This window comes from Amycolatopsis sp. FU40, from assembly GCF_021903635.1.
In the GTDB taxonomy this organism is placed as follows: Bacteria; Actinomycetota; Actinomycetes; order Mycobacteriales; family Pseudonocardiaceae; genus Amycolatopsis; species Amycolatopsis dendrobii.
Genome location: NZ_CP091381.1, coordinates 5,733,694 through 5,759,494, shown reverse-complemented (window position 1 = coordinate 5,759,494; position 25,801 = coordinate 5,733,694). Strand labels below are relative to the sequence as shown.

At 70.1% G+C, this 25,801-nt stretch carries 26 protein-coding genes and 1 tRNA gene; 13 read left to right on the top strand and 14 right to left on the bottom strand.

All coding sequences use genetic code 11. The features are described from left to right. Positions 1-24: 24 nt before the first annotated feature. From bcp to L3Q65_RS27175, 4 genes are all read right to left on the bottom strand, one after another. Positions 25-501 (bottom strand): thioredoxin-dependent thiol peroxidase, encoded by a 477-nt coding sequence (gene bcp, locus L3Q65_RS27190; protein WP_182891031.1) that lies wholly within the window; start codon positions 499-501, stop codon positions 25-27. Positions 502-516: 15 nt separating this feature from the next. Next, on the bottom strand, positions 517-1,056 hold the full coding sequence (locus tag L3Q65_RS27185) for a hypothetical protein (RefSeq protein ID WP_182891032.1): 540 nt from the start codon (positions 1,054-1,056) through the stop codon (positions 517-519). A 197-nt stretch (positions 1,057-1,253) separates the two neighbouring features. After that, entirely contained in the window at positions 1,254-1,436 is a 183-nt protein-coding gene (locus L3Q65_RS27180; protein ID WP_037358542.1) for a hypothetical protein, read from the bottom strand. 31 nt (positions 1,437-1,467) lie between these two features. Further along, positions 1,468-2,343, bottom strand: a complete 876-nt coding sequence (locus L3Q65_RS27175; RefSeq protein WP_237597016.1) for a LysR family transcriptional regulator — start codon at positions 2,341-2,343, stop codon at positions 1,468-1,470. Between the two features lie 116 nt (positions 2,344-2,459). On the opposite strand from L3Q65_RS27175, the gene L3Q65_RS27170 reads away from it, so the two are divergent. Further along, positions 2,460-3,359 (top strand): MBL fold metallo-hydrolase, encoded by a 900-nt coding sequence (locus L3Q65_RS27170; protein WP_237597015.1) that lies wholly within the window; start codon positions 2,460-2,462, stop codon positions 3,357-3,359. Here the strand turns inward: L3Q65_RS27170 and L3Q65_RS27165 are convergent. Then, positions 3,346-3,945, bottom strand: a complete 600-nt coding sequence (locus L3Q65_RS27165) for a TetR/AcrR family transcriptional regulator (protein WP_237597014.1) — start codon at positions 3,943-3,945, stop codon at positions 3,346-3,348. The genes L3Q65_RS27170 and L3Q65_RS27165 overlap by 14 nt on opposite strands. A 75-nt stretch (positions 3,946-4,020) precedes the next feature. On the opposite strand from L3Q65_RS27165, the gene L3Q65_RS27160 reads away from it, so the two are divergent. From L3Q65_RS27160 to L3Q65_RS27135, 6 genes are all read left to right on the top strand, one after another. Next, positions 4,021-5,085, top strand: coding sequence for an FAD-dependent oxidoreductase (locus tag L3Q65_RS27160; RefSeq protein ID WP_237597013.1), 1,065 nt, complete (start codon positions 4,021-4,023; stop codon positions 5,083-5,085). Between the two features lie 56 nt (positions 5,086-5,141). Then, a complete protein-coding gene (locus tag L3Q65_RS27155) occupies positions 5,142-5,951 on the top strand; it encodes a metalloregulator ArsR/SmtB family transcription factor (RefSeq protein ID WP_237597012.1) in 810 nt (269 codons plus the stop codon). Beyond that, positions 5,948-6,538, top strand: coding sequence for a dihydrofolate reductase family protein (locus L3Q65_RS27150; protein ID WP_237597011.1), 591 nt, complete (start codon positions 5,948-5,950; stop codon positions 6,536-6,538). Before L3Q65_RS27155 ends, L3Q65_RS27150 begins: the two co-directional genes overlap by 4 nt. A gap of 45 nt (positions 6,539-6,583) precedes the next feature. Further along, entirely contained in the window at positions 6,584-7,339 is a 756-nt protein-coding gene (locus L3Q65_RS27145; RefSeq protein WP_182891039.1) for an SDR family NAD(P)-dependent oxidoreductase, read from the top strand. Between the two features lie 18 nt (positions 7,340-7,357). Continuing rightward, positions 7,358-7,714 carry a MerR family transcriptional regulator gene (locus tag L3Q65_RS27140; protein WP_182891040.1) on the top strand — a complete coding sequence of 119 codons (357 nt, stop codon included), beginning with the start codon at positions 7,358-7,360 and terminating at the stop codon, positions 7,712-7,714. Between the two features lie 177 nt (positions 7,715-7,891). Further along, complete coding sequence (locus L3Q65_RS27135) at positions 7,892-8,461, top strand: hypothetical protein (protein ID WP_237597010.1); 570 nt, start codon at positions 7,892-7,894, stop codon at positions 8,459-8,461. An 18-nt stretch (positions 8,462-8,479) separates the two neighbouring features. Here L3Q65_RS27135 and L3Q65_RS27130 read toward each other — a convergent pair. Then, a tRNA-Leu gene (locus L3Q65_RS27130) sits at positions 8,480-8,553 on the bottom strand. A gap of 124 nt (positions 8,554-8,677) precedes the next feature. On the opposite strand from L3Q65_RS27130, the gene L3Q65_RS27125 reads away from it, so the two are divergent. After that, on the top strand, positions 8,678-8,899 hold the full coding sequence (locus L3Q65_RS27125; protein WP_037358573.1) for a DUF3618 domain-containing protein: 222 nt from the start codon (positions 8,678-8,680) through the stop codon (positions 8,897-8,899). A gap of 376 nt (positions 8,900-9,275) precedes the next feature. Here the strand turns inward: L3Q65_RS27125 and L3Q65_RS27120 are convergent, their stop codons facing one another. Together L3Q65_RS27120 and L3Q65_RS27115 are read right to left on the bottom strand one after the other, a co-directional pair. Beyond that, positions 9,276-9,761 carry a hypothetical protein gene (locus L3Q65_RS27120; protein ID WP_237597009.1) on the bottom strand — a complete coding sequence of 162 codons (486 nt, stop codon included), beginning with the start codon at positions 9,759-9,761 and terminating at the stop codon, positions 9,276-9,278. A 220-nt stretch (positions 9,762-9,981) separates the two neighbouring features. Next, the gene (locus tag L3Q65_RS27115) at positions 9,982-10,581 is read right to left on the bottom strand and encodes a TetR/AcrR family transcriptional regulator (protein WP_037815230.1); all 600 of its coding nucleotides are present in this window, start codon (positions 10,579-10,581) and stop codon (positions 9,982-9,984) included. Positions 10,582-10,652: 71 nt separating this feature from the next. Between L3Q65_RS27115 and L3Q65_RS27110 the strand changes: the two genes are divergently transcribed. Beyond that, the gene (locus L3Q65_RS27110; protein WP_182891110.1) at positions 10,653-12,113 is read left to right on the top strand and encodes an NAD(P)/FAD-dependent oxidoreductase; all 1,461 of its coding nucleotides are present in this window, start codon (positions 10,653-10,655) and stop codon (positions 12,111-12,113) included. Positions 12,114-12,447: 334 nt separating this feature from the next. Here the strand turns inward: L3Q65_RS27110 and L3Q65_RS47670 are convergent, their stop codons facing one another. From L3Q65_RS47670 to L3Q65_RS27085, 5 genes are all read right to left on the bottom strand, one after another. Then, positions 12,448-13,038, bottom strand: coding sequence for a helix-turn-helix transcriptional regulator (locus L3Q65_RS47670; protein WP_370648123.1), 591 nt, complete (start codon positions 13,036-13,038; stop codon positions 12,448-12,450). A 124-nt stretch (positions 13,039-13,162) separates the two neighbouring features. Next, positions 13,163-14,845, bottom strand: a complete 1,683-nt coding sequence (locus L3Q65_RS27100) for an LCP family protein (RefSeq protein ID WP_370648122.1) — start codon at positions 14,843-14,845, stop codon at positions 13,163-13,165. A 164-nt stretch (positions 14,846-15,009) separates the two neighbouring features. Next, the gene (locus L3Q65_RS27095) at positions 15,010-17,181 is read right to left on the bottom strand and encodes a phospholipase A2 (RefSeq protein WP_237597008.1); all 2,172 of its coding nucleotides are present in this window, start codon (positions 17,179-17,181) and stop codon (positions 15,010-15,012) included. A 474-nt stretch (positions 17,182-17,655) separates the two neighbouring features. Beyond that, on the bottom strand, positions 17,656-19,020 hold the full coding sequence (locus L3Q65_RS27090) for a GGDEF domain-containing protein (protein WP_237597007.1): 1,365 nt from the start codon (positions 19,018-19,020) through the stop codon (positions 17,656-17,658). A 464-nt stretch (positions 19,021-19,484) separates the two neighbouring features. Beyond that, entirely contained in the window at positions 19,485-20,693 is a 1,209-nt protein-coding gene (locus tag L3Q65_RS27085) for an MFS transporter (RefSeq protein WP_182891113.1), read from the bottom strand. A 352-nt stretch (positions 20,694-21,045) separates the two neighbouring features. On the opposite strand from L3Q65_RS27085, the gene L3Q65_RS27080 reads away from it, so the two are divergent. Further along, positions 21,046-21,933 (top strand): SDR family NAD(P)-dependent oxidoreductase, encoded by an 888-nt coding sequence (locus L3Q65_RS27080; protein WP_237597006.1) that lies wholly within the window; start codon positions 21,046-21,048, stop codon positions 21,931-21,933. A 13-nt stretch (positions 21,934-21,946) separates the two neighbouring features. Here the strand turns inward: L3Q65_RS27080 and L3Q65_RS27075 are convergent, their stop codons facing one another. Next, positions 21,947-23,545 carry a phosphoenolpyruvate--protein phosphotransferase gene (locus L3Q65_RS27075; protein WP_237597005.1) on the bottom strand — a complete coding sequence of 533 codons (1,599 nt, stop codon included), beginning with the start codon at positions 23,543-23,545 and terminating at the stop codon, positions 21,947-21,949. A 103-nt stretch (positions 23,546-23,648) separates the two neighbouring features. Between L3Q65_RS27075 and L3Q65_RS27070 the strand changes: the two genes are divergently transcribed. From L3Q65_RS27070 to L3Q65_RS27060, 3 genes are read left to right on the top strand one after another with little or no spacing between them, the layout of a single operon-like run. Next, positions 23,649-24,410 carry a DeoR/GlpR family DNA-binding transcription regulator gene (locus L3Q65_RS27070; RefSeq protein WP_237597004.1) on the top strand — a complete coding sequence of 254 codons (762 nt, stop codon included), beginning with the start codon at positions 23,649-23,651 and terminating at the stop codon, positions 24,408-24,410. Continuing rightward, positions 24,407-25,351, top strand: a complete 945-nt coding sequence (gene pfkB / locus L3Q65_RS27065) for a 1-phosphofructokinase (protein WP_237597003.1) — start codon at positions 24,407-24,409, stop codon at positions 25,349-25,351. The genes L3Q65_RS27070 and pfkB overlap by 4 nt, the downstream gene beginning before the upstream one ends. After that, entirely contained in the window at positions 25,348-25,800 is a 453-nt protein-coding gene (locus L3Q65_RS27060) for a PTS sugar transporter subunit IIA (protein WP_182891118.1), read from the top strand. Before pfkB ends, L3Q65_RS27060 begins: the two co-directional genes overlap by 4 nt. Position 25,801: the final 1 nt, after the last annotated feature.

The following is a 25,801-nucleotide window of genomic DNA, read 5'->3' as shown; positions in this document are numbered from 1 at the left end:
CCTCTCCGCGCCGCGGGAAGCAACTCAGGCGGAAATCCCCAGATCCCGGATCAGCTTCGCCACGTGCCCGGTAGCCCGCACGTTGTAGGCGGCCTTGGCGATCTTCCCCTCCGCGTCCACGATGAACGTAGAGCGGATCACGCCCTGCACGATCCTCCCGTAATTCTTCTTCTCCCCGAACGCGCCCCACGCGGACAGCACTTCTTTGTCCACATCGGACAGCAGCGGGAAGGTCAGCTTCTCCGCCTCGACGAACTTGGCCAGCTTCTCCGGCTTGTCCGGCGAAATCCCCAGAACCTGATACCCCGCGTCGTTCAGCTCCGCGAGATTGTCCCGGAAATCGCAGGCCTGCTTGGTGCATCCGGGCGTGCCCGCGGCCGGGTAGAAGTACACCACCACGGCCTGGCCGCGGAAGTCGCTGAGCGAGACGTTCTTGCCGGTGCTGTCCGGCAGGGTGAATCCGGGCGCTTCGTCGCCCACGGCAAGTCGCTGGTCGGTCATGGGGACGAGAGTAATTCAGGCGTCTCCGCAATACGTGACGACGGCGGGCTCACCAGTGCTCGGCCGCACCTGCACGGCCATCCGGGCACTGTCGGCCGGCACCGCGAAAGCGAGCGTGACCTGCGTAGACCGGCCCGGCATCAGGTCTTTCCCGGCGTCGGAAACGCCGCCAAGGCCCTGCGTGGCGTCCACGATCTGCTTCGCCGGCTTCCCGGCGACCGTCGCGGTGACCGACAGCGCGGAAACCCGGTACGGATCGGTGCCGTTGTTCGTGACCTGGATGTAGAACGCCGCCGCACGAGCACTGCGGGGATACGCGGCCGGGCTCGGCTGGAAGGACTGCGGGGCCGACAGCGAGACCGTGATCCCGCTGGCGAAGCGATGGTTGGCGCCGAACTGCAGGTCGCCGGAGGCCTGCGCGGCCGCGGGCTGCGCCGCCGGGTTGCCGACGCCCATCGCGGCGGAGCCTTCCCGAGCGTTGACGCCGCCGCAGGCTGCCACGGAGAACAGCAGGCAGGCGGTCATCAGCAGTTTCGGGGTGCGCGGGGGCGCCATCGCGGGGGTACTCCAGTCGGGGTGGGGCGGTGTGCCGTTCGGCGTAGTTGCCGGGCGGACCCGCTCCACTCTGGCGGCACTAATGCCGTCACGGTGCGGAAGACGCGGACCTGGTGTACACCCGTGGCCGATCCGTGATCGAAAGAGCACGGGGGGTGACAGTCGTCACCTCGATGTCAACAGACGCAGGTCGGGATTCAGACCGCGAACGCGAACAACAGGATGAACACCGCGACCCCCGCGCCCCAGGCGACCATGAGCCAGCCGAAATCGCGCACCGGGTCGACCGCGCGGCTTTCCTCGCCGGGGATGTACACGCCGCGGTTTTCGAACCAGTCCGCGCATTTGCGCAGGATCCGCAGCGGATTGCGTTCCGGCACGGCCCACACCTCCCCGATGTCCGGGCCCAGCCTACGGGTTCGCGGCGGCTTCGCGGCCGTCGAGCCCGGCGATGCGCACGGCGAGTTCTACGAACGAGCGGACCAGCGGCGGCGTCGAGTCCTCGCGCCAGGCGACCACGAGCTGGCTCGGCGGGCAGCCGGCGAGCGGGACTGTCGTGACGCCTTCGGGAAACGAGTGCGCGAGCGGCGCGAGCCCGACGGTTCCGTTCCACAGCACGGCTTGCAGGCATTCGTGCACCGTCCGTACGACCGGGCCGCCGGTTCCGCCGCCGCTCCAGAACGCCTGCCACTGCGGGTCGGTGCCGTCCGGGAACCGGAACCACGTCCGGTCGGCGAGGTCCTCGTGGTGCACCTCGTCGCGTCCGGCCAGCGGATCGTCCGCGCGCAGGACGACGCCCATCGGGTCGGAGCGCAGCACGTGCGTGCGGATTCCGGTGGTGTCGAACGGAATCCGGGTGAGCGCGACGTCCACGAGCCCGGCGCGCAGGCCGGTGGTCGGGTCGGTGAGATCGGCCTCTCGGACGCTGATCCGCACGCCGGGATGCCGTTCGCGGAATTCGCCCGCGAGCCGGATCCCGACCGGTTCCGAGCTGTCGGCGAGGGTGCCGAGCGTGAGCGTTCCCGCTCCGGCCGCCGCGGCGACCTTCGCGCGGACCTGGTCCGCGCCTTCGAGCAGGGTGCGGGCCTCGTCGTAGAGCGCTGTTCCGGCGGCGGTGAGCGCGACCCCGGCCGGTGAACGCTCCAGCAGGATCGCGCCGAGGTCGGTTTCGAGCTGTTTGATCGCGCGGCTCAGCGGCGGCTGGGTCATGTGCAGCCGCGCAGCCGCCCGGCCGAAGTGGCGTTCCTCGGCGACCGCGACGAAGTACCGGAGCGAACGGAGATCCACAACCAGCGACAATACCCGCGCGGTATCGGGAAAAGCGGATCGGTCTTGGACACCGTGCGGGCCCGGCGCTGGACTGGAACCATCACTGATCCCGCACTTGTCGAGGAGCCCCGGCGATGGCCGACTATCCGTATCCCGATCCCGTCGTGCAGACCGCACAGGTGCGCGAACTCGCCCGCGACCTCGTCGTGGTCCCGAACCAGGGCGTGCAGCTCGTGCCGAACGTCGGCGTGGTCGGCGGGACGCATTCCGTGCTCGTCGTCGAGACCGGCATGGGGCCGCGCAACGCGGAAACCGTGCTGAACTTCGCGACCGAGTATGCGCGCGGACGCCGGATTTACTTGACCACCACGCATTTCCACCCCGAGCACGCGTTCGGCGCCCAGACTTTCGCCGGTGCCGCGACCTACCTGGTCAACCGCGCCCAGGCGACCGACCTCGCCGAGAAAGGCCCCGGTTACCTGCGGATGTTCCGCGGTCTGGGGGAGCCGGTCGCGCGCGAGCTGGAGGGCGTCGAACTGCCGGCCCCCGACGTCGTCTACGACTCAGCGCACGACCTCGACCTCGGCGGTCGCGTCGTGCAGCTGCGCGCGACCGGACGCGCGCACAGCAAGGGCGACCAGGTCGTCACGGTCCCGGACGCGGGCGTGCTGTTCACCGGCGACCTCGCCGAGACTGGCCAGTTCGCGATCTTCCCGTGGTTCCCGCCGCACGACACCGACGTGTCCGGGATCCGCTGGATCGAGGTCATGCGGAAGCTTTCGGAGCAGCGCCCGGAAATCGTCGTGCCCGGCCACGGCGACATCAGCGGTCCGGAACTGCTCGACGACCTGCGTGCCTACCTCGAACTGCTGCGCGACGAGACCTGGCGGCGCCGCGATTCAGGGATGGCCGAGGCGACCGTGATCGCGGAAGTGCGGGACGAGCTGATCAAGCGGCATCCGGAGTGGGAAGGCCGAGAGTGGATCGACACTGCGGTGGCATGCCTGTGCGCGGAGCACGTCAGTCACGCTTGAGCAGCGGCGCGAGCGTCGTGACGATGGCCTGCCTGGTCGCTTCGGCTCGCTGTTCGGGCGTCAGTTCGTCGGAACGGTCGAGCATGGCCTGAGACGCTCCGCGCACCGCGCCGGCGAACGCGCCGGTCAGCGCGGCGGCGGTGAGGTCGTCGAGTTCTTCGGGGAAGGCTTCGGCGAGGATTTCGGCGATCCGGCGCTCGGCGTTGAACTGGATGTGCAGCGCCCGGCTCTGGATCGCGGGCACGGTCTGGAGCAGCCGCATCCGCAACGGGGTCAGCTTGCCGATGATGTCGTTGCTGACCTCGCCGCCGTCGGCGAGGACGCGGACCAGCAGGTCGATCGGCCGGTCGTCCGGGGCGCGGTTCGCGAGGGCGCCGAGCAACGCTTGGACCCGGCTTTCGGCGTCCGGGAACAGCAATTCTTCCTTGCTGGCGAAGTAGCTGAAGAACGTGCGCGTGCCGATCTCGGCGGCTGCGGCGATCTCGGCGATCGTCGTCTCGTCGTAGCCGTTGCGCTCGAACAGGTCCATGGCCGCGTCGATGAGGGCCTGGCGAGTGCGGGCACGCTTGCGTTCACGGAGCGACATGCCGCGATCATACGGCAGTGAGTGCAAACCAGCACTCGTTGCAAATCTGCACTGAGTGCGGTTATCTTCGGACGCATGACTCGTGACGTGCTCGTGTGCGGTGCCGGGATCGCTGGCTCGACCCTCGCGTTCTGGCTGGCGCGCAACGGTTTCCGGCCGACCGTCGTGGAACGGGCGGCTGGGCAGCGCAGCAGCGGCAACCCGGTGGACGTCCGCGCGGGCGCGATGGAGGTGGCCGACGCGATGGGCGTCGTGCCGCGGTTGCGCGAAGTCGCGACGCACGCGAAGCGGCTGCGGGTGCTCAACGCGCGCGGGCGTTCGGTGACCACGGTGCGAATGGCGGTGCGCAAGGAGATCGAGGTTCCGCGCGCTGATCTCGCCACCGCGCTGTACGAATCCGCGCGTGACGACGCTGAAATCCTCTTCGGCGACACCGTCACCGCGTTGCAGCAGGACGATGGCGGGGTCGACGTCACCTTCGAGCACGGTGCGCCGCGCCGGTTCGACCTGGTGATCGGCGCGGACGGCGTGCATTCGGCAGTGCGGCGGCTCGTGTTCGGCACCGAGGAGAAGTTCGTCCGGCACGCCGGGCTGTATGTCGGGACGGTGTCGCTTGGCGAGCCGTCCGACTACCCGGAGGACGTGGTTCTGCTGAACGCCCCGGGCCGGCTCGTCGCGATCCATCCGGTGCGGGGAAACTCCGGCGTCGCGTTCATCTTCCGCGCGCCGGATCCCGGGCAGGGCAAGGAAATCGTGTCCGCCGCCTACCGGGGTCTCGGCTGGCGGGTCCCGGAGTTGCTGGCCCGTTTCGAGGCAGCGGACGACGTCTTCTTCGACGCGGTTGCGGTGGTCGATCCGCCCCGCTGGTCGCACGGCCGGGTCGCGCTGGTCGGCGATGCCGCGTCGTGCGTCTCGCTGCTCGGCGACGGTTCGAGCCTCGCGATCGTCGGGGCGCACACCCTGGCCGCGGCGCTCGCCGACGGTGGACACGTCGAGGCGTTCGCGCACTACGAGACGACCCATCGAGCGCGCGTGAAGCCCAAACAGTGCGGGGTCCAGGCGGCGGCATCGATGCTGGTCCCGCGCACAAAACGGGGTCTGACGGTCCGGAACCTCGCCGCCCGGCTGCTGCCCGGCTGAGATCGGCAAAAAGAATTCCTTGACACGAATATTCGATGTGGTGAATACTTCAGTGCATGGACGGGATCGCCGCAGCACTCGCAGACACCACCAGGTGGCAGCTGGTCGAACTGCTCGCGCAGCGGCCGCGGTCGGTCGGCGAGCTGGCTGAGCTGACCGGGCTGCGGCAGCCGCAGACGACCAAGCACCTGCAGACCCTCGCTCGCGCCGGCCTGGTCACCATGGCCCCGCTCGGGCAACGGCGGGTCTACGCGGCCGAAGCGGCTCCGCTGCGGGAATATGCGGACCAATTGCAGAAGCTGGCCGCGACGATCGAGGCGCACGCCGGGGAGCGCGACGTGCTCGACCGCTACCGCGCGGCGATCGAAGCCGACACCGCGGCCGCGGACCGGGATCGCTGGGCCGACGGCCGCGCGTTCTCCTTCGAACGTGCGCTTCCGGTGCCGCCGGAAACGGTCTGGCGGTACTGGACGGACGCCGGGCTGCTGGCGTCGTGGTGGGTCCCGCCGTCCCTGACCGTCACCGAGTGTGTCCTCGAACCGGAGCCGGGCGGGCGCGTCGTTCTCGTCTACCGCGACGCCGAAGGCACGTACCGCTCGGAAGGGCAGGTCCGGACCGCTCGCGAAACCGAGCGGCTCGAGTTCGACCTGTCGGTGCTGGACGCGGCCGGAGCCGTCGCGTTCAGCGGCCGCTACGACCTCGCCCTCGCCGCCGCGGCGAACGGCGGCACCCGGCTGCGGCTGGGTCTGGAGATCAGTGCGACGACCGTCGAGGCCGTGTCCGCCATCGCCGGAATCGAAACCGGCTGGGGACAGGTCCTCGACCACCTCACCGAAGTCATCACCCGAAAGGAAACCCAGTCATGACCGAACGTCGTGTCACCGCCAACCTCGCCCTGACCCTCGACGGCCGCTACCACGGCCCGGAAGGCCCCGGCGACATGAGCGCGATCATCCCTTACGTCACCACGGAAACCGCTCGCAACCAGATGACCCGCATCTGGGAGAACGCGACGACCGCGCTGCTGGGCCGCCGCAACGCGGAAGGCTTCCTCGGCTTCTGGCCGACCGTCGCCGCCGACGAAAACGCCGACCCGCGCGACCGCGGTTACGCGAAATGGCTGGTGGACACGGAAAAGGTGGTCCTGTCGAGCACGCTCACCGAATCCCCGTGGGAGCGCACGCGCATCGTGAACGCGCCCGCCGCCGAGGTCGTCGCCTCGCTCAAAGCCGAGGGCGAGGGCGACATCCTGGTCAACAGCAGCGTCAGCGTGATCAAGGCGCTGCTGGCCGAGGACTTGGTCGACCGCCTGTACCTGACCATCTGCCCGCAAATCGCCGGCGGCGGCCCGCGCCTGTTCGACGACGGCCTGCCGGGTACTAAGTGGACAGTCGCGCACCAGGAGACCGGCGCCCTCGGCGAAGTGGCCCTGGTTTACGACCGCGTGCGCTGAGCGGCTTGACCTTCACGCATACGGCAATGTTTAGCGTCGGATGACATGAGTGAAGGACAGTTTCAAGGCAAGGCCGTGATCGTCACCGGCGGCGGAACGGGCATCGGACAGGTCACCGCACGCGAGTTCGCCCGGCGAGGCGCGGACGTCCTCGTCGTCGGCCGCACCGCGGAGCGGCTCGCCGAAACCGCGGAGGGCTTCTCGCGGATCCGCCCGTTCGCCGCCGACATCACTTCGCCGGGCGCCGCGGAGGAGATCGCCGCCGCGGCGCTCGCCGAATTCGGCCGGATCGACGTGCTGGTGAACAACGCGGGCATCGTCGAACCGGCCGCGCTGGGCGAAATCAAGCCCGGAGCTTTCGACGGAGTAGTCGCGACGAACCTGCTCGCGCCGGTCTACCTCGTGCAAGCCGTGCTGCCGCACCTGAGCGACGGCGTCGTCGTCAATGTGACAACCGCGATCGGCCAACGCGGCTGGCCGATGGCGGGCCGCGAGTTCTACGCGGCGACGAAAGCCGCCCTGGAGTCGCTGACCCGAAGCTGGGCAGTGCAACTCGCCCCGCGCGGCATCCGCGTCACCGCCGTCGCGCCCGGCCCGGTCGCCACCGAGATCTACGCCCGCGAGGGCCTGACCGCCGAACAAGCCCAAGCACAGCACGCCTCTCTGCAGGAGATGGTTCCCTTGCGGCGCCTGGCCCGGCCGGAAGAAGTCGCACACTGGATCGTCCAGCTCGCCAGCCCCGACGCGGACTACCTGACCGGCGTGGTCCTGCCCGTCGACGGCGGCGCAGTGATCGCTTAGCGGCGTACGCTCGGGTCGGTGCGGATCGGAGAGCTGGCGAAGGCCACCGGCGTGACGACCAGGGCGCTGAGGTTCTACGAGGAGCAGGGCTTGCTGACCGCGGCCCGCTCCCACAACGGGTACCGGCACTACGACGAGTCCGCGATCGAGCGGGTGGCGAACATCCGCTACCTGCTCGACTCGGGACTCACGATGGAAGACATCCGGCCGCTCGGCTCGTGCCTGCAGGGAGACCTGCCCTCGCGGCGCTTGTCGTCAAGCGCGGTGGCTTTGGTGGATCGGCGGCTGGCTGTGCTGGATGAGCGGATCGAGGCGCTGACGCGGGCTCGGGAGCGACTGTCTTCGCGGGCGGCTGCGGTGCGTGGTGGGGATTGAGGTTAGCGGCGCGGGAAATGGCCGGGTAACGGCGAGCGAGCGCAACACTCGCGGCGGTTCCGGCGACTTGCGGGCATACCTGCGAACAGGGGAGAGCCCGTTGATCTTGGTTCCCGACCACACCGTTGCCGGCCTCGTCCTGATGCGGCTGCGGACCGGCAAGATCGGCGGCTGCCGATGAGGCGTTGGCCTTGGCTGCTGATCGCGGCCGCTGTCGTCGTTGTTGTCGTGTCCTCGCGGCCGCTGCTCGGTTCGGCTGATTGGGCAGGGCTCGGCCAATGGGTCGGCGGTGTCGGAGCGTTCGCTGCTGTCGTGGCAGCGCTCTGGCTGGCTGGTGCCGAGTCCCGGCACGAGCGAGCACGCGAGGCGGAGCGCTCGCGGATCCAGGCGTACTACGTCAAAGCGGATTGGGAAACTGGCCGGGAACAGGGCCAGCTCCCGCCGATCTCGGTGCGCCACGCGGGCGCCGAACCAATGGTGAACGTCCGGGTTGTGGCGGTGCACACCAACCGGCCACCGTCTCGGCCGCCGCTGAAAGTCGTTGCGAACACGGACTGCCCGGTCCTCCTTCCCGGCGAGCCGTGGCACGTCGAATGGCGGCTCGCACGGGTGGATCTCGGGGACGAGATCGTCGCGCTCTACTGCGCGTCGACGAGCAAGATCGAGATCGCTTACGGGGATCTGGCGGGAGGCCGGTGGAAGCGGATCGGGGCGGCTCCGCCCGAGCCGGATCTCAGTCCGCGGTGAAATTCAGCGCAGGAGGGGTGGGGCCGGAGAGACTCGAACTCTCACTGGCACGGACCTAAACCGTGTGCCTCTGCCAATTGGGCTACGGCCCCCAGGAACCAGGTGTGATCGTAGCGCGCGCCACGTTCGGGTTCGCTCGGCGTGGCCAGTCGCCGTCGCGCGGGGGTTGTCCTCTACCGTGGACCGCCTACAGTCCGACTGCGGCGAGGAGGGCACGTGGCTCGCGACCCCGAGACCATCGAGCGTGAGATCGAGCAGGCGAGGACCGCTTTGGCGGCGACCCTCGACCAGCTGGGCACGAAGGCCAATCCGCAGAAACTCGCCGAGCAGGCGAAGGACGGCGTGCGCGCGAAGCTCGACAACCCGAAGGTCAAGTACCCGCTCATCGGGGCAGGCGTGCTGGTGGCCGTGCTGCTGGTGCGGAAGCTGTTCCGCTGACCGTTCGCGTCGCTGACGAACAGCGCTTCGGGTTACGCCGGGTGCTGTTTCGGTCGCGCGCGGGCAGGTCGCCGAATACCGCCCTGGATGGCGGATGGACAGCGGTGATCGCTACGCCGGGTGAACTTCGTGAGAAGTGCCACCGAACCAGAGGTCACCTGTTTGGCGGTCGCTCACCTGGGTCGGTTGGCGGCGTCACGTTCGCCGAATCGGGCTACCCCGCAGGGGTGACGCGGTGGTTTTGCCGCGCTGTCCTGGAGGTGGTCACCTGTTTGCGGGGGTGAACAGGAGGGCCTGCACCGGCCCCCAGGCGAGGGCGGCGCGCAGGCGAAACCGGCCCGCGAGAAACGCGGGCTGAACGGGAACTAAAGCGAGATCAGGCGCGTGCGACCGGAGGCGTGGCCGACGCGCCCGCTGTCACACCGGGGCGGCTCGCCTCGTCGGGCTTGCGGTCTTCGACCTCTTTGGGGAGCTGCTTGCTCGGCGGCAACGCGGGCTTGGCGGCCTTGTCCTTCTCCGCGGCAGCCGGTGCGGGAGCCTCGGCCTTGTCGGATTCGGCAGGCGCGGCAACGTCCTTGGCCGCCTTGGCACCGCCCGACGGCGGGATTTCCAGCGGCTCGATCTCCGGCAGCGTCAGGCGGGCGGCCATGTACGCGCTGGTGAACTCCAGTGCGTTGCCGTTCAGCAGGTGCACGACCGTGGGACGCTCGTTCGGGGCGAGCTTCTCCACGAGCTGGTCGGCCCGGTCGCGGGCGGCGATGATGCCCGGCGCCTTGCCGGTCAGCTCCTTGCCGCGGCCGCTCACGGTGATCGTCCAGTCGTCGTTGTCGTGCTTGTAAGTCGCCGTGATCGTTTCCACCACTGCCTCACCCCTCTCGTCATCAGCATGCGTCACAGGTCGAGACCCGGCCACCGCAAACTCATGACGCGATTCCTGCTTGCCGGCCGCTGGCGCGACACTCAGTGTGTCTTTCTACCGTGTCATCGATACCGCAAGAAAACTCTGTGTCACAAGTAACGGGACGAGATGTGCGCTGAGTGACGACCGAATGGCCTAATGCACGGTCATCTTCACGTGCACGTCAGATCGCTCGCTGTGACAACCCGGCCCAGAGCAGATCCATCGCGTACTCGGTGGCCTTCTCCGGGGTCACCTCCGGGAAGCGCTCGCACCAGATGGCCAGCCGCTCGCAGGCGCCGACGACGAACTCGGCCGAGGCTTCGGCGCGCAGGGTGTCCTCGCTGTCGAAGTAGCCGCTCATCAACGCGGTGATCAGGTCGGTCTGCTGCCGGCGGGTTTCTTCGATCTCGTCCGCGGCGGGAGTGCCGATGAGAGCCATCTCGTGCCGCAGCAGCGACCAGGCCTGGCGGCGCTCGCGGATGAAGACGAAGAACGCCAGCAGCCCCCGCCGCAGCGCCTCCTGTGCCGAGTCCGCGCCGACGATCGACTGCTCGGTGGCCTCTTGCAACGCCGACCGCGACTGCCGGATGCACGCCAGCAGCAGGCCCTCTTTCGAGTTGAAGTACTCGTACAGCATCGGCTTGGACACACCGACCAGTTCGGCGATCTCGTCCATCGACGCCATCGCGTAGCCGCGCTCGCCGAAGACCTGCTCGGCGACCTCGATCATCTGCCGTTCCCGCTCGGCTCGGGGCATGCGCTTGCGCTTGGCGGTGGTCATGGCGCACACTCTACCGCCAGTAACCTACTCCGAGTAAGCTGGACTTCGGGTAACAGTTAACGGGAGGACGCATGGGCAACCGCACCGAGACCGGCGTGATCGTGGTCGGCACCGGGTTCTCCGGGCTCGGCATGGCGATTCAGCTGCGCAAGGACGGCCGCGAAGACTTCGTGGTGCTCGAGAAGGCCCAGGACGTCGGCGGAACCTGGCGGGACAACAGCTACCCCGGTTGCGCGTGCGACATCCCGTCGCACATGTACTCCTTCTCCTTCGAACAGAACCCCGGCTGGTCGCGCGCGTATTCGCCGCAGCCGGAGATCTACGAGTACATGCGCGGGGTCGCGGACAAGTACGACCTGCGCCGCTTCATCCGCTTCGGGCAGGAGATGACCGGCGCGCGCTGGGACGCCGAGGAGAACCGCTGGCACGTCAGCACCCGCGGCGGCGACGAGTTCGTCGCCCCGGCGCTGGTCGCGGGCGTCGGCGCGCTGCACCGGCCGATGATCCCGGACCTGCCGGGCATCGAGCGGTTCCAGGGCCGCGCGTTCCACTCCGCCGAGTGGGAGCACGACTTCGACTTCGCAGGCAAACGCGTCGCCGTGGTCGGCACCGGGGCCAGCGCGGTCCAGTTCGTGCCGAAGATCGCGCCGGAGACGGCGGAGCTGACGCTGTTCCAGCGCACGCCGCCGTGGGTGATGCCGAAGGCCGACCGCGACATGCCGGGCTGGCTGCGCGGGCTGTTCCGCGCGGTGCCGCCGGTGCAGCGGCTGTACCGGAATTTCCTTTACTGGACCCTGGAAGCGCGCGCGATCGGCTTCAACGGCCAGCCGTGGATCATGAAGATCGGGCAGCGGCTCGCGAAGGCCAACATCGACCGCGCGGTGAAGGATCCGGAACTGCGCGCCAAGCTGACCCCGGACTACACCATGGGCTGCAAACGCGTGCTCATCTCGAACGACTACTACCCGGCGCTCGCCCGAGACAACGTCGACGTGGTCACCGACGGCGTGGCCGAGGTGCGCGAGCACAGCATCGTCGACCGGGCAGGCGTCGAGCACGAGGTGGACGCGATCGTCTACGGCACCGGATTCCACGTGACCGACGCGTTCGACAGCCTCGAGATCGTCGGCCGCGACGGGCGGAATCTCGCGAAGGAATGGGCGAGCGAAGGGATGCGGACGCATCTCGGGATCACCGTGAACGGCTTCCCGAACCTGTTCTTCCTGCTCGGGCCGAACACCGGACTCGGCCACAACTCGGTGGTCTTCATGATCGAGGCGCAGATTTCCTATATCGCGCAGGCGTTGCGGCTTGCGGGCGACCGGGCGCTGGACCCGCGCGAGGACGTGCAGGAGCGGTTCAACGCGCAGGTGCAGCACAAGCTCGACAAGGGCATCTGGACTCAAGGCGGCTGCAAGAGCTGGTATCTCGACGCCAAGGGCGTGAACCGGACGCTGTGGCCGGGCTTCACCTGGCGGTACTGGCTCGACACCCGGACGGTTCGGCGGGAGGACTACGAACTGCTCGGCTGAGGGGGCACGAAGGGGACTTTCGCGGCGGGGGATGGCGCCGCGAAGGTCCCCCTCGTGGTCTCTGCGGTAGTCCACAGTGGACTATGAGGTACGAGGGGAAGCTTTCGCGGCAGGGGAGGAGTCGCGAAAGTTCCCCTCGTAGTACGTGGGCTCCGGCGGGCAGCGTTCAGCGCGGAGCGGGCGCTCCACAGTGGACGCCGGCCGGACGCGGGCAGCGTTGTCGTCGAGCGGTGTCGTCGTCGGACAGTAAAGAAACCTGTGCGGAGATTGAGCAGTACGAGGGGGACTTTCGCGGCAGGGGAGGAGTCGCGAAGGTCCCCCTCGTGGTCTGTGGTCAGGCCGGAGCGAGCTTGCGCAGGTGCGAAACCAGCTCGGCCGTCGGAAGACCGCACAGTTCGGCCATCCGCTCCAGTGCGGCGAAGTCGAACGACACCTCGTCGGCCGAGGTGCTCGCCGAAGCGGGCTGGCCCGCAGCCGAGGGAGCGGAAGGGCTTGGCGTGCTTGAGGATCCGGGTACCGGAACGGAAGCCCGGGCAGTGGCGTCCGCGCGGGCGGGCGAACCCGGCATCGCGACTCCGTTCTGCCGCAACCGTCCTTCGGCCCAGCGCCGCAGCGGAGTCAGTTCCGGACCGGCCTCCGCGACGACCCGGCGCAGGTCCACGCGGACCCGGCCAGGTTCCTCGGTGAAGACCCGGCTGTGCACCTTCGCCAGCAAATCCTGCGGAAGCTCGTCCATCGCCACGCACAGTTCGACCAGGCGCACCACGGAACACTGCCGCGTGCCCAGTTCATACGTCGCCAGTGTCTGCAGCGAGATTTCGCTCTGCAGATGCGCGTTCAGCTCTTTGCGCGTCCATCCCCGGCCACGCCTGAGCTTGCGCAGCTCGTCTCCCAGCACCCGCTGGTAGTGCTCAGCGTCGATCACGGCCCCTGCCCCTCAACCAACTTCGCGGACGCGGGCTTGCGTCCCGGTGGTGAAAGTGCCGAAGCGGCCGCTCATTACGCGGGTTTCGGGAGAAATTTCTACTTGCCCCGAATGGAGCAACGCGTCAGTTGACGCAGGGCACCCCGTCGGCGGTGATCGGCTGGTCGTCGCTCCCCGGACCGGTGGGCGTCGACGGCGGTGCGGCCTGCTGCTGCGCCGGAGGTGCTTGCGCGGCACCGGTTCCGCTCGAAGCGCCGGCGGAAGGCTGGTAGTCCGAACCGAGGTAGACCTTCACGTGGCCCTTGGGCACGCTCTTGTCTTCCTGCACCGTCGCCTTGGTGCCGAGCGCGTCGGCGACCGCCTGCCCGGCCGCCTCGCCGCCGCTTGGGACCCAGATCACAGTCGTCTTGCGCGAGGACGCGTTGTCCGTGTCGCCGGCGGTGAAGCCCTTGTCCACCAGTTGCTTCGACACGCTCGCGGCGAGACCAGTGCGGTCCGAGGCATTGCGCACGTCGACCGTCGTGTCCTTATGCGACTCGTCCGGCTTCGGCGGCTGCTGCTGCGCCGGAGCGCCGTCGGCTCCGGCCTGCGGACCGGCGAGGCCCTGCACGAACGCCTTCACCTTCGCCGGGTCGACCTTCACCGCGACGCCGTCGTTCGGCGTGCGGTACTCGACGTTGTCGACCGGGATGGTGCGGAACTCCAGCTGTCCGCCGGTGAGGCCCTTCATCTGCTGGGCGAAGTTGAAGATGTCCCAGTTCTGGTTCAGCACCACGGACTTCTTGATGGCGTCGACCAGAGCGTTGAGCTTGCTCGGGTCGGTCAGCGTTCCCGCGGACAGCACCTTGCGCGCCATGCCCGCCATGAACACCTGCTGGCGCACCACGCGGTCGAGGTCGCCGCGCGGCAGGCCGTGCCGCTGCCGGACGAACTCCAGCGCCTCCACCCCGGAGATGGTGTGCTGGCCCTTGGTGAAGTTCGCGCCGGAGTAGTCGTCGTCGACGTTGTTCTTCAGGCAGACGTCCACGCCGCCGACGGCCTTCGTGATGTCGCTGAAGCCGAGCAGGTTGATCGCCGCGTAGTTGTCGATGGTGGACCCGGTGAGCTCCTGGATGGTCGAGATCAGCAGCCGCGCCCCGGCCTGGTTGGCCTTGACGTCGAGTTCCTTCGGATCGGTGACGCCTTGGGCCTGGAGGTCCTTGCGCGCCTGCAGCATCGCCCTGGCGTACGCCGAGTTGATCTTGTGCTTGCCGTAGCCGGGGATGTCCACGTACGAGTCGCGCGGCAGCGAGAGCGCGACGGCCTTGCTGCCGTCGTTCGGGATGTGGACCAGGATCAGCGTGTCGGTGTTCAGCTCGCCGTCCGATTCGCCCGCGCGCAGCTGGGCGAGCAGTTCCGGGGAGAGCGGGTTGCCCTGCATGTCGGTGCGGCTGTCGAGGCCGACCAGGAGGATGTCGCGGGCGCCGTCGGCCGGTTTGTCGCCGCCCCCGCCCTCGCCGATCACGTCGGAGTAGTTCAGGCCGTTGACCAGCCCCTGCAGCGACGCCCACGCGTATCCGGTGAGCCCCATGACCAGCAGCGACACCACGGTGAGAGCGATTTTCGCCCCGCGCAGCCCGCCGCGCCGGGACCCCCGGTGCGGACGGCGCGGGGGCGGGCCGGGACGCCGAGGCGGTCCGGCGGCCTGCGGTTCGCGTCGCGAGCGGGGCGGTGGCCCGGGCCGCCGCGCCGGTCCCCGGCCGGGCTGGTCCTGCCACGAGCGGGCGGGGCGGCGATCGCCTTGCCCGTTCCGAGGCGGGTAGTCCACGGGGCCGGCTCCTTCTCGTCGTTCTGGTCGTCCGCTTCTGGAGACGCATGGTGCCGGGCGGGGGTTGCGACGGATTCGCACCTCCCCCGGGCGGTGTGGTGCGCACCACCTATGTTCCGGTATCCGAAGCAGTTTCGCCCGGTCGGCGGTACGCGTGTCGCGGGTCAGGGCGCCGCGGGAGCCGCCCGTCTCGTCGGAACCATGCACGAACCCGCTCCGACCAGCGCGAACACCGCGGTCAGGATGTGCAGCACGACGACCGCCGAGCCGTGCGTTTCACCGCCGGCGGCGGCCACGAGAGACGGAACGCAGGTCAGCGCGGCGGCGAACCACGTCGCGGCCGAGGTCGCCGCCCCGCCGGTCCGGACGGCGTGCAGCAGCAGGACGCCGAGGAGAAGGTGCACGAGGCTCTGGACCGGGTCCAGCCTCAAGCCGAGTACGTCGGCGTCCGCGGCTTCGGCGCCGAAGCGGGCCAGCGCCAGACCGAACACGCCGAGCGTCGCGTAGCCGATGCCCAGCGCGGCGGCCGCGCGAGTGAGCAGCACCGGACGGCGGCCGGTCGGCGTGTACGGAAGCGGTGCGACAGGTGCTTCGGCACCGGGTTTGCCCGGGTGGCGTTCGAACCACCAGAAGACCAGCGCCGCGGGCACGAGCAGCAGCGCCACCGCGGCGAGCATGCGGGGCTGGAGGAGCCAGCTCAGGCCGTTCGCGATCGGTCCGGGCAGGTACACGACGGCGACGAGCAGCAGCATCGCGGCGAGGAACGCCAGGTACAGGCTCATCGGGGCACGCAGCATCAATGCGGCGGTGCGGGTAACGCGGTCGCGTGCGGCCCAGCGACGCAGTGGTGTCGCGAGGAGCCCGACGAGGCCGAGCTGCGACACACCCAGCAGCAGCACGGTCCACGGCCGCGCGGACAACGCGGCAGGCGCGCCCGGGTTGCCGAGCAGCACCGGCGAAGCGTCGAAGGCGAACATCGCGAGTGCGAGAGCCGCGACGCCGCTTACGGCAGCGACAGCGAGCACTGGGCGGCGAAGCCGGACGCCATCCGCGTACGCGAACGCCACCTGCTGCGCGAGGAGCGCCAAGGCGAGCGTGGCGGCGTAGCGCGGCCAGGACACGTCCGTCCAGCTGGCGGCGAGCTCTCCGGCTACGACGACGGCCGTCAGCGCCGCGACTGACCACAGCCGCGTACGGCGGTAGAGCGCGAGCAGCATTGGCGCGCCGACGACGGTCAGCAAGTAGACGCCCAGCAGCCACAACGGGTGCAGCGCGATCCGCATGACGGTGGCGTTGGTCCCGGCCGGGATGCCGAGCAGTTCCAGCGCCAAAGGCACGATCAGGGCGACCACGGCGAAGATCAACGCCGGGCGCAGCAGCGGGCTGGACCGTTCGGCGAGGTAATGCCGGTAACCGCGGTCGCGTTCGGCCCGCCAGCCCGCCGCGTTGGCGAGCCCGCCCGCGAAGAAGAGCAACGGGGTGAGCTGGGCGAGCCAGGTCAGCGGCCACCAGGAGGCCTGCGGCGCGCCCGCCCAGTCGGCCAGCGCGGTCGCCGACTCGCCGACCATCAGCGCCGCGGCCCCGGCGATGCCGAGCACCGCCCACGGCCGGGGAATGCCGCGAGGCAGGCGCGGGCGCGGGGTGGTGCGGCGGGCGGTGTGCCAGCCGCGCAGGCGCATCACGAGCAGACAGCCGATCACCAGCACGCCGGCGACCATCGGGCCGATCGGGTCGCCGACCGGCGGGCCCCAGCGCTGATGCCACGAGTTGACCACCAGCCCGCCGGTGAACACCGACGCGACCAGCTGGCAGGTGCGCTCGGAGTTCATCGGGTTCAGCTCGCAGGTGCGGTGCATGTCCTGTTCGAGCCGGTCGTCGAGCGCGGCGCGGGCGGACTGGCCGAGCGGGTGGCCCTTGTCGTTGGCGTAGCGGAGCAGGTCGTAGCCGAGGTCGTGGGCCTTGCACGGGACGGAGAAGTCCCACTTCGTGTTGTCGTCGCCCCACGGGGCCGAGCAGCCGCCGTCGAGGTGGGCCGCGCGGACGGTGCCGTCGCGGGCGGGCAGCGCGCCGGGCTTCACTCCGGTGACCGCGGTGAAGTCCTTGGGCAGGAGCGCCAGCGCGGTGGCTTGCCCGTCGGGGTGGGCGAGCGCGTCGACCGCGTTCTGCGCCGCGAGCACGCCGCCGGTCGGCGGACCCTGGTCGGGCGGGGACGCGGGCCGCGAGGCGATCAGGCCGAACCCGAACACCACGAGCAGGACGAGCAGCAGCCAGCCGGACGTCGACCAAGGTCGGCGAACGCGAACGGCGGCCGGGGCACGGTCGTCGGTGGCTGGCATGCGCACCAGGGTGCCAGCCCGGCGCGCGCCGCGGGAGGCGGCTGTCCCCCTCACCCGCGCGGGGGGTAACCCCCAGGGGTTCCGCACCTGGCCCGCGGCTCCCGCATGTGGCCCGCTGGCCGAGGAGCGCCCCAATGTGGCATTGGGTGCATCTGACGCACCCAATGTGGCGTTCGGTGCGTCCCACGCACCCAATGCCACATTGGGGCGCTCTGGCCGGAGGGGTGCGGGAGGGGACGGGACGGACGGAGCGGCGGTCGGGTCCGGGCTGCGGCGGCGGATTCCGGGCACTCGGCCGAGCGGGCCCGGCGGCTTTCGTTCCTTCCCGAAAACCAGCCGTCGCGGTTAGCGGCGCCGAGGACAATTAACCCCGCGGACTAACCCGGCGGCAGAACGGGGTGCGGACAGTCGCGCACAGTTGCTGAATCGGTTTCGCGATTAATCGCAAACAGTGCCGGTGATCGGAATTGTGGATCACTCGGACGGCAGATTCGCATCCGCGAAGCGGACCTGGTTCCGGCCGCCTTCCTTCGCGGTGTAGACGGCCGCGTCGGCGGCTTGCAGCAACTGTTCCAGTGTCGTTCCGTTCACCCCGAGCAATGCGACGCCGATCGACGCGGTACGGCCGGTGATCAATGCGGAACCGCCGCGTTTGTCGGTCGTCACGATGCGCTGATCGGCGATTGCGGTACGGATCCGTTCCGCGGTCACCTTCGCCGCCGTGCTGTCCACATCGGGCAGCAGGATGAGGAACTCCTCGCCGCCGAAGCGGCCGATGATGTCCTTGGGGCGCGTTATCTCGTCGAGGGTTTGCGCGACCGTGCGGAGCACGTCGTCGCCCGCCGGATGGCCGTACGTGTCGTTGATCCACTTGAAGTGATCGAGGTCGATCATCAGCAGCGCCAGGGTTTCCCCGCCGCGTGCGGCCCTCGCCAGCGCGCGCTCCGCGGACTCCGACCACCCGCGCACGTTGAAGATCCCGGTTTTCGGATCGGTGCGCGCTTCGGACTGCAGTTGGTTGATTTCCGCCAGCCGGTTGCCCAGCACCGTGATCAGCACGAGGATCACGATCGCGGGCGGGATGTTCACGAGCAGGATCGTCGCGATGGTGCCGAGGCTGATCGTCGACAGCTCCAGCAGGTTGTCGTCCTTGGTGCCCAGCACGTTGCGCAGGGTGGGCGCGGACGTGCCGCCGAGGGCGAGCAGCCCGCCGATCACGATGGCCTGCAGCGCCGCGTAGCTGAAGCCGACGAGCATCAGGATCCCGAAGACCTGCAACGAGTTCGCCGGCGAAAGCCGGGCGAGTTCGGCGGAGGCGAAAGTCTGGTAGAGGTGGTGCGCCAGCAATGCCGACACCGCATGCGTGAACGAGGTGAACACGAACTTGTGCGGCGGCCGCCGGGAGTTGAACCACCGCTGGACGCGCAGGAGCGCGATCAGCAGGAGAGTCAGCGGGATCGGCAGCAGCAGCGCGGCCGGGAACACCCAGATGCCGGTCAGGTCGATGTGGACGGCGGTGACCCGGTTGCGCCGCCGTTCCTCCTGCCGCCGGGTGAGCTGGATGTGCACCGTCGCGCAGCCGGCGAGGATCGCGAACCGGCCCCAGTCCACGAGATCCGGGCTCGGCGACGCGACCACGCCGAAGGTCAGCAGCGCCACCGCGATCGCGTCCCAGGCGAGCAGGAACGCCACCATCCGGCGCGGTTTCGTCCAGAGATCCCAGGAGGAAACGGGGTTCGCGGCGATCAGCGCGCGCAGCCGTCCGGCGAAGCCCGTCGCGGCGGGCGGTTCCTCCCCGGGGCCGCGGTGCTCACCGCGCGCCGGTTCGGTTCCGGGCATCGGGCCGTGCCTCCTCCGGAGTCGGATGCGGTTCCCGGACGGTTCCCGGTTCTGCGCCGTTATCAGTTGCCGGTATCATCTCACTCACCGACTTCGAACGCTGTATTCGGTCGTAGTCTCCGAACCCGGAGACGCCTTCCGCGACAACTGCTGCATCCATGAAGTAAATTGCGGAGGAGCGTCCCCGCCGTCCCCCCGAGTGAGGTGTTTTCCCGTGCGCGACCGCGAAGCGTGAAACGAGCTGTTGTCATTTTCCGGTGAATTGTCAGCGAGTGGAGGTGGACAGCTGTGCGTGACCGTGAAGCGTGAGTTCCGTGACCGATCCACTGCGGATTCGTGACAATGCGAACGGAGGTGTGTTCCGTGCGTGACCGTGAAGCGTGAAACGACTTCCCGTCCGGCGTATCCGGACCCATTCGGCCGGTGCCTCGACCCCGGCCACAGTTCCATCCCGCAACCCACGATCAGGCGCCGGCCGCGACCGCGTGCCGCACCCGGGTCCACGAGAACGCGGTGGGGATCGCCAGAGCCACGCCGGCCAGCCCGGCCAGCGCGATGGCGGTGACGGCAGATCCGGTCGCCTGCGCGACCACCCCGCCGAGAGCCACCCCGATGCCCTGCGCCACGCGCAGCCCCGTGCGGTAGAGCCCGCCGGCGCCGCCGCGCAGCTCGTTCGGCACCCAGGTGGAGAACGTCGCGGTCACGGTGATGATGTAGGCGCCCATCGCACCGGCGAGCGCGAGCAGCACCAGCGCGACCACCAGATTCGGCTGCAGCCAGAACAGCGCGAGCAAGGCCAGCGACGTCGTCGCCAGCACGCCGAGCAGCCGCTGCCGGACCTCGGCGGACGCGAATTTCGACAGCAGATAGGCCCCGGCGACGAAGCCGAGCGGGTCGGCGGCGAGCAGCCAGCCGACCGCCGCGGACGGCGCGTTCAGCTGCTGGGCCAGCGGCGCGGCCAGCCCTTCGGGCACCACCGCCAGCCCCACGAGCCACGACAACGCGATCAGCACGCGCAGTTTGCGCTGCCCGAACACCCAGCGCGTGGCGGAGAACCAGGTGCTGTGGTCGCCTCCGGCGGCGGGCCGGTCGTGCACCCACACCCGCACGATCACCGAGGCCACCGCGAAACTCACCGCGTCGATCGCCAGCGCCCACGAGGTGCCCACTGCCGTCACCAGCACGCCGCCGCCCGCCAAACCGAGCAGCTGCACCGTGTTGGTGGTGATCCCGCGCAGGTCTTGGCTGCGCAGGTACAGATGGTCGTCGGTGAAGACCTCTCGGGTGATCGCGTTCTGCGCGGCGTTCGCCGGTGACGCGGCGAGCTGCACCGCGACGAGCAACGTGCACAGCGCGGCCAGCGGCATCCCGGGCAGGCTCATCAACCCGACCAGCACCGCCTGCGCCGCGGCGCTCACGCTCAAGACGGCGCGGCGCGGGTAGCGGTCGGCGAGGAAGGACAGCCCGAGCCCGCCGGCGAGCGCGGGCAGGAAGGTCAGCGCGTAGACGACGGCAGCCCAGAGCGCGGAACCGGTGCGGTGGTAGACGAGGATGGACAACGCCACCTTCGCCAGCTGGTCGCCCGCGCTCGAGATGGCCTCCGCCGCCCAGAGCACGCGGTATTCGACATTCCGCAGCGGCGCCGTAAGCCGAGAGGTCGCTTCGGTCGTCACGAGATGACCACTGCCCCCTCCCCGATCGAGTGAATGCGGGTGACCCGCATTGTGCCTTCGCCTGGTTCGCTCCTGGCCAGGAGTGTCACTGCTCCGGCCAGGGCATGCACCCTCAGTATGCCGCCGATCACACCAGGGTGAACAGTCGGGAAGAATCCGGTGGCCGGAACGCGGAGCTGTTCGGACTGACCTGCCGCGGGGTATCCGTAGCACTGATCAGCTTTCCTCGTTCGGCGCAGCGCGACCACCGTTCGTCGCCATCCTCCGGCGCGACTGGGCCGAACGGTCCAACACTGGGAGAGACCCGGCGGAGCGGACGTCCTCGCGCCGGGCGCACCAGCGGGGAGTGAGCGTGGACAGACTGTTGCAGGACAAGGCCGTGGTCGTGACCGGCGCCGGGCGCGGGCTCGGGGAGGCGTTCGCCGTGCACGTCGCCAGAGCGGGCGGTGCGGTGGTGGTCAACGACGTGGACGCCGACCTGGCCGAGCGCACGGCCGCGACCATCCGCGGCCACGGCGGGCGCGCGGTCGCGAACGGGCACAGCGTGGCCGACCCCGCGCAGGCGCAGGCGATCGTCGACCAGTGCGTCGCCGAGTTCGGCCGGATCGACGGACTGGTCAACAACGCGGGGCTCAACTACGAGGCGCTGCCCTGGGAGGACGACGCGGAGCAGGCCCGCCAGCTGGTCGAGGTGAACGTGCTCGGCGTGATGTACACCGGGCTGGCCGCGATCCGGGCGATGGTCGGCGCGGGCGGCGGCGGGTCGATCGTGAACATCTCCTCCGGCGCGTCGCTCGGGCAGCGCAAGCTCGGGGTGTACTCGGCGAGCAAGGGCGCGGTCGCGTCGCTGACCTATTCGTGGGCGCTGGACCTCGAGGACTCCGGGATCCGGGTCAACGCCGTGTGCCCGGTGGCGCACACCCGGATGGTCTGGAAGTCCGAACGCGCGCTGCGCGCGTGCCCGCCGGAGCGCACGCCGGCGAAGATCGCGCCGCTCGTGCTGTTCCTGCTCGGAGAGGGATCGCACGGCATCACCGGGCAGATGATCCGGTGCAACGGCCCGCAGCTGCACGTCATGGGGCAGCCGTATTTGAAGCAGCCGATCCTGGAGCGGCCGGACTGGGACACCGAGACCGTGCAGCAAGCGTTCGACGAGGTGTTCTCCGCCCACCTGGAGAACTACGGACTGGAAAAGCGCGTGCCGCCGCGGCTGCGCAAGTGGTCCCGGCAGGCCTCGTGAGTGTTCGTGCCGGTTAGAACCGGCACGAACACTCACGAGACCCGAGGTCGGCGGCGGCTTCGCGGCAGCCGGGCAGGTCGATCGCGCGCAGCGTCGCGCCGACGGAGGCGAGCGCGGCCGAGTTCATCGACAGGCTGGTCACCCCGAGCCCGGCCAGCACCGGGGCCAGTCCCGGGTCGGCGGCGGCTTCCCCGCACACCCCGACCGGTTTCCCGGCGGCGGCCCCGGCCTGGGCGACCATCCCGGCCAGGCGGAGCAAGGCGGTCTGGCCCGGGTCGTTGAGCGCGGCGACCGCGCCGAGCTGCCGGTCGGCGGCGAAGACGTACTGGGCCAGATCGTTGGTGCCCAACGAGACGAAGTCGACCTCGGCGAGGATTTCCTTGGCGCACAACGCCGCCGCTGGGACCTCGATCATCACGCCTGCCCTGGCGATCCCCGCCGCCCGCGCGCGTTCGGCGAACCAGCGTGCCTCGGCGGCGGTCGCGATCATCGGCGCCATCACGGAAAGCTCGGCCCCGGTGTCGGCGGCGGCGCCAGCGATCGCGGCCAGCTGCCGGTCCAGCAGCTCCGGGCGTTCGAACGCGACCCGAACGCCGCGCACGCCCAGCGCCGGATTCGGTTCGTCGCCCATGTCCAGGAACGCCAACGGTTTGTCCGAACCGGCGTCGAGCGTCCGGACGATCACCGGTTTCCCGGCGAACGGAGCCAGCACTGCCGCGTAGGCCGCCCGCTGTGCCTCCACGGACGGCTCCTCGGTCGCGTCGAGGTAGCAGAATTCCGTACGGAACAAGCCGATTCCCTCCGCGCCCGCGTCGGCCGCCGCGCGGGCGTCCGCTGCGGAACCGACGTTCGCGAGGAGTTTCACCAGATGCCCGTCGGACAGCGCGCCGACGCCGTCCCATTCCGCGCGCGGTTTCCGGCTCGCGGCGCGCACACGGCCGTCGGCGAGCGAAACCGTCCCGGCGGAACCGTCCACGGCGAGGCCTGGGCTGTCCGCGGCGAGCACTCCGGTGCACGCGACCACGGCCGGAATTCCCAGTGCCCGAGCGAGAATCGCGGTGTGGCTGGTCGGTCCGCCCTCTTCGGTCACCAGCGCGAGGACCAGCTCCGGGTCGAGACCGGCGGTGTCGGCCGGGGCGAGGTCGCGGGCCACGAGCACGCTCGGCGACGTCAGTTCGGGCACTCCCGGCGGGGCGACTCCGAGCAGGTCCGCGACGATCCGGTCCCGCACGTCGGCGACGTCGCGAGCGCGCTCGGCCAGGTAGCCGCCCGCGGCTTCGAGCGCCGCCATGAACTTCGCGGCCGCGTCCCAGACCGCACGCGGCGCGGGAAGCGACTGCTCCCGGACGAGCTGTTCGGCGGACGAGAGCAGCGCTGGATCCGCCGCCATCGCCGCGGTCGTTTCCAAGACCGACCGGGCATCGCCGGACGCAGAGCGGGCACGATCGGACAACCGGGCAGCCACCCGGGCGGCGGCCGGACCGATCCGGTCGGCTTCCCCGGCCGGGTCCGCGGGGGCTGGCCCATTCTCGGGTTGATGCAGGTCAGTGGCTACGACGACGCGTGGGCCCTCGGCCTGGCCGGGGCTGACTCCGACTCCGGACAACGACATGGCGAGACCTCCGGGAGCAAAGGATCTTGTAACTGGGGATTGACAGTACGGTAACAACGGGCACAATCAAATTACAACGGGCAAACAGCGGAGAGGAACGGGCATGTACGCCGCCGAACGGCATCAGCTCCTCGCACAGCGGGCACGCCGAGACGGACGGGTCGACGTGGGCGACCTCGCCGCCGAACTGGGCGTCGCGCCCGAGACCATCCGCCGCGACCTCGGAGTCCTCGAACGCCAGGGCCTCGTGCGCCGGGTCTACGGCGGCGCGGTCGCGGTGGACCGGCTCGACTTCGAGCCCGAGGTCGCCCAGCGGGACCAGACCAACGCCGCGGAGAAGGACGCGATCGCCCGCGCCGCGCTCGACCAGGTCCCCGACCGCGGTTCGGTGCTGATGGACGCGGGCACCACGACCAGCCGCCTGGCGACGCTGCTTCCGGCCGATCGCGACCTGACGGTCATCACGAACTCCATTTCGATCGCGTCGATCCTGGCCGCTCGCCCGGGAATCACGCTGCAGATCCTCGGCGGCCGGGTCCGCGGGACGACGCTCGCCACGGTCGGGTCCGCGTCGCTGCACGCGCTCGACGGGCTGCTCGCCGACGTCGCTTTCCTTGGCGCGAACGGGTTTTCCGCCGAACACGGCTGCACGACACCGGATCTCGAAGAGGCCGCGGTGAAAGCCGCCCTCGTCACCGCCGCTCGCCGTCGGGTGCTGCTCGCCGATCACAGCAAGTACGGGGCGGATCAGCTCAGCCGGTTCGCCCGGCTGTCGGAGATCGACGTGCTGATCACCGACGGCGGGATCGACGCGGGCGCGGTCGCGGAGCTGGAAGAGGCCGGCCCGGAAGTGGTGCTCGCATGATCGTCACGGTCACGCCCAATCCGAGCCTGGACCGCACCGCCCAGCTCAGCGAGCTGCGTCGCGGCGAGGTGCTGCGGGCTTCCCGGGTCCGCCTTGATCCCGGTGGCAAGGGCGTCAACGTTTCCCGGGCACTGGCCGCCGCTGGGTCGCCGACCGTCGCGCTGCTTCCGGCCGGGGGCCCGGTCGGCGAGCGGCTGGCCGATCTGCTCGCGCCGGAGGGCGTGCCCGTCGTCGCGGTGCCGATCGCCGGGACCACTCGCAGCAACATCACTCTGGTCGAGGCCGACGGCACGACCACCAAGATCAACGAGCCCGGTCCGGAGATCTCCCCGGCCGAGCTGGCCGTGCTGGAGCAGCGGACCGCCGAGCTCGCCGCGCGCGCCGAATGGGTCGTGTGCTGCGGGAGCCTTCCGGCCGGGGTTCCCGACGATTTCTACGCGCAGCTCGGCAAACTCGCCCGCGACGCCGGAGCGAAGGTCGCCGTCGACTCCTCCGGGGCGCCGCTGGCCGCCGCGCTCGCCGCCGGTCCCGACCTGATCAAGCCGAACCTCGACGAACTGGCCGAACTGGCCGGGCGACCGCTGACTCAGCTCGGCGACGTCGTCGAGGTGTGCCGCGGCCTGGTCGCCGACGGCGTCGGGGCGGTGCTGGTCAGCCTCGGCGCACGCGGCGCCGTGCTGGTCGACGAAACCGAAACCCGCCACGCGCTCGGCCCGCTGGTCGCCGTGCGCAGCACCGTCGGCGCCGGAGACGCCGCACTCGCCGGGTTCCTCCACGCGGGAGGAACCGGCCCCCGAGCCCTGCGCGCCGCGGTCGCCTACGGCACCGCCGCGGTCGCGCAGGAGGGCAGCCGCATGCCCGCCCCGCAGGACGTGCACCCGGACCAGGTGCGCCTGCTCGCCGCCGATCCCACCCTCACCCTCAGCGGAGCCGCAGCATGACCACATCAGACCTGATCACCGCCGACCTGGTCGACCTCGAGCTCGCCGCCGCGGACAAGAACGCCGCGGTCCGCGCGCTCGCGGGACGGCTCGTGTCCGCCGGGCGGGTGACCGACCTCGAACTGTTCCTCAAGGACGTCGCCGCCCGCGAGGAGCAAATGGCCACCGGGCTGGAGGGCGGCATCGGCATCCCGCACTGCCGTTCGGCCGCCGTCACCGCACCGACGCTCGCCTTCGGCCGCAGCGCCGAGGGCATCGACTTCGGCGCGCCGGACGGCCCGGCGAAGCTGATCTTCCTCATCGCCGCGCCGGACGGCGCGGACTCGGCACACCTGAAGGTGCTCGCCGCGCTGGCCCGCCGGCTCGTCCGCGCGGAGTTCAAGCAAACCCTGCTGGACGCCACCGATCCCGCGGCGGTCGCGAGCTACGTCGGAGAAGAGGTGTCCTGAC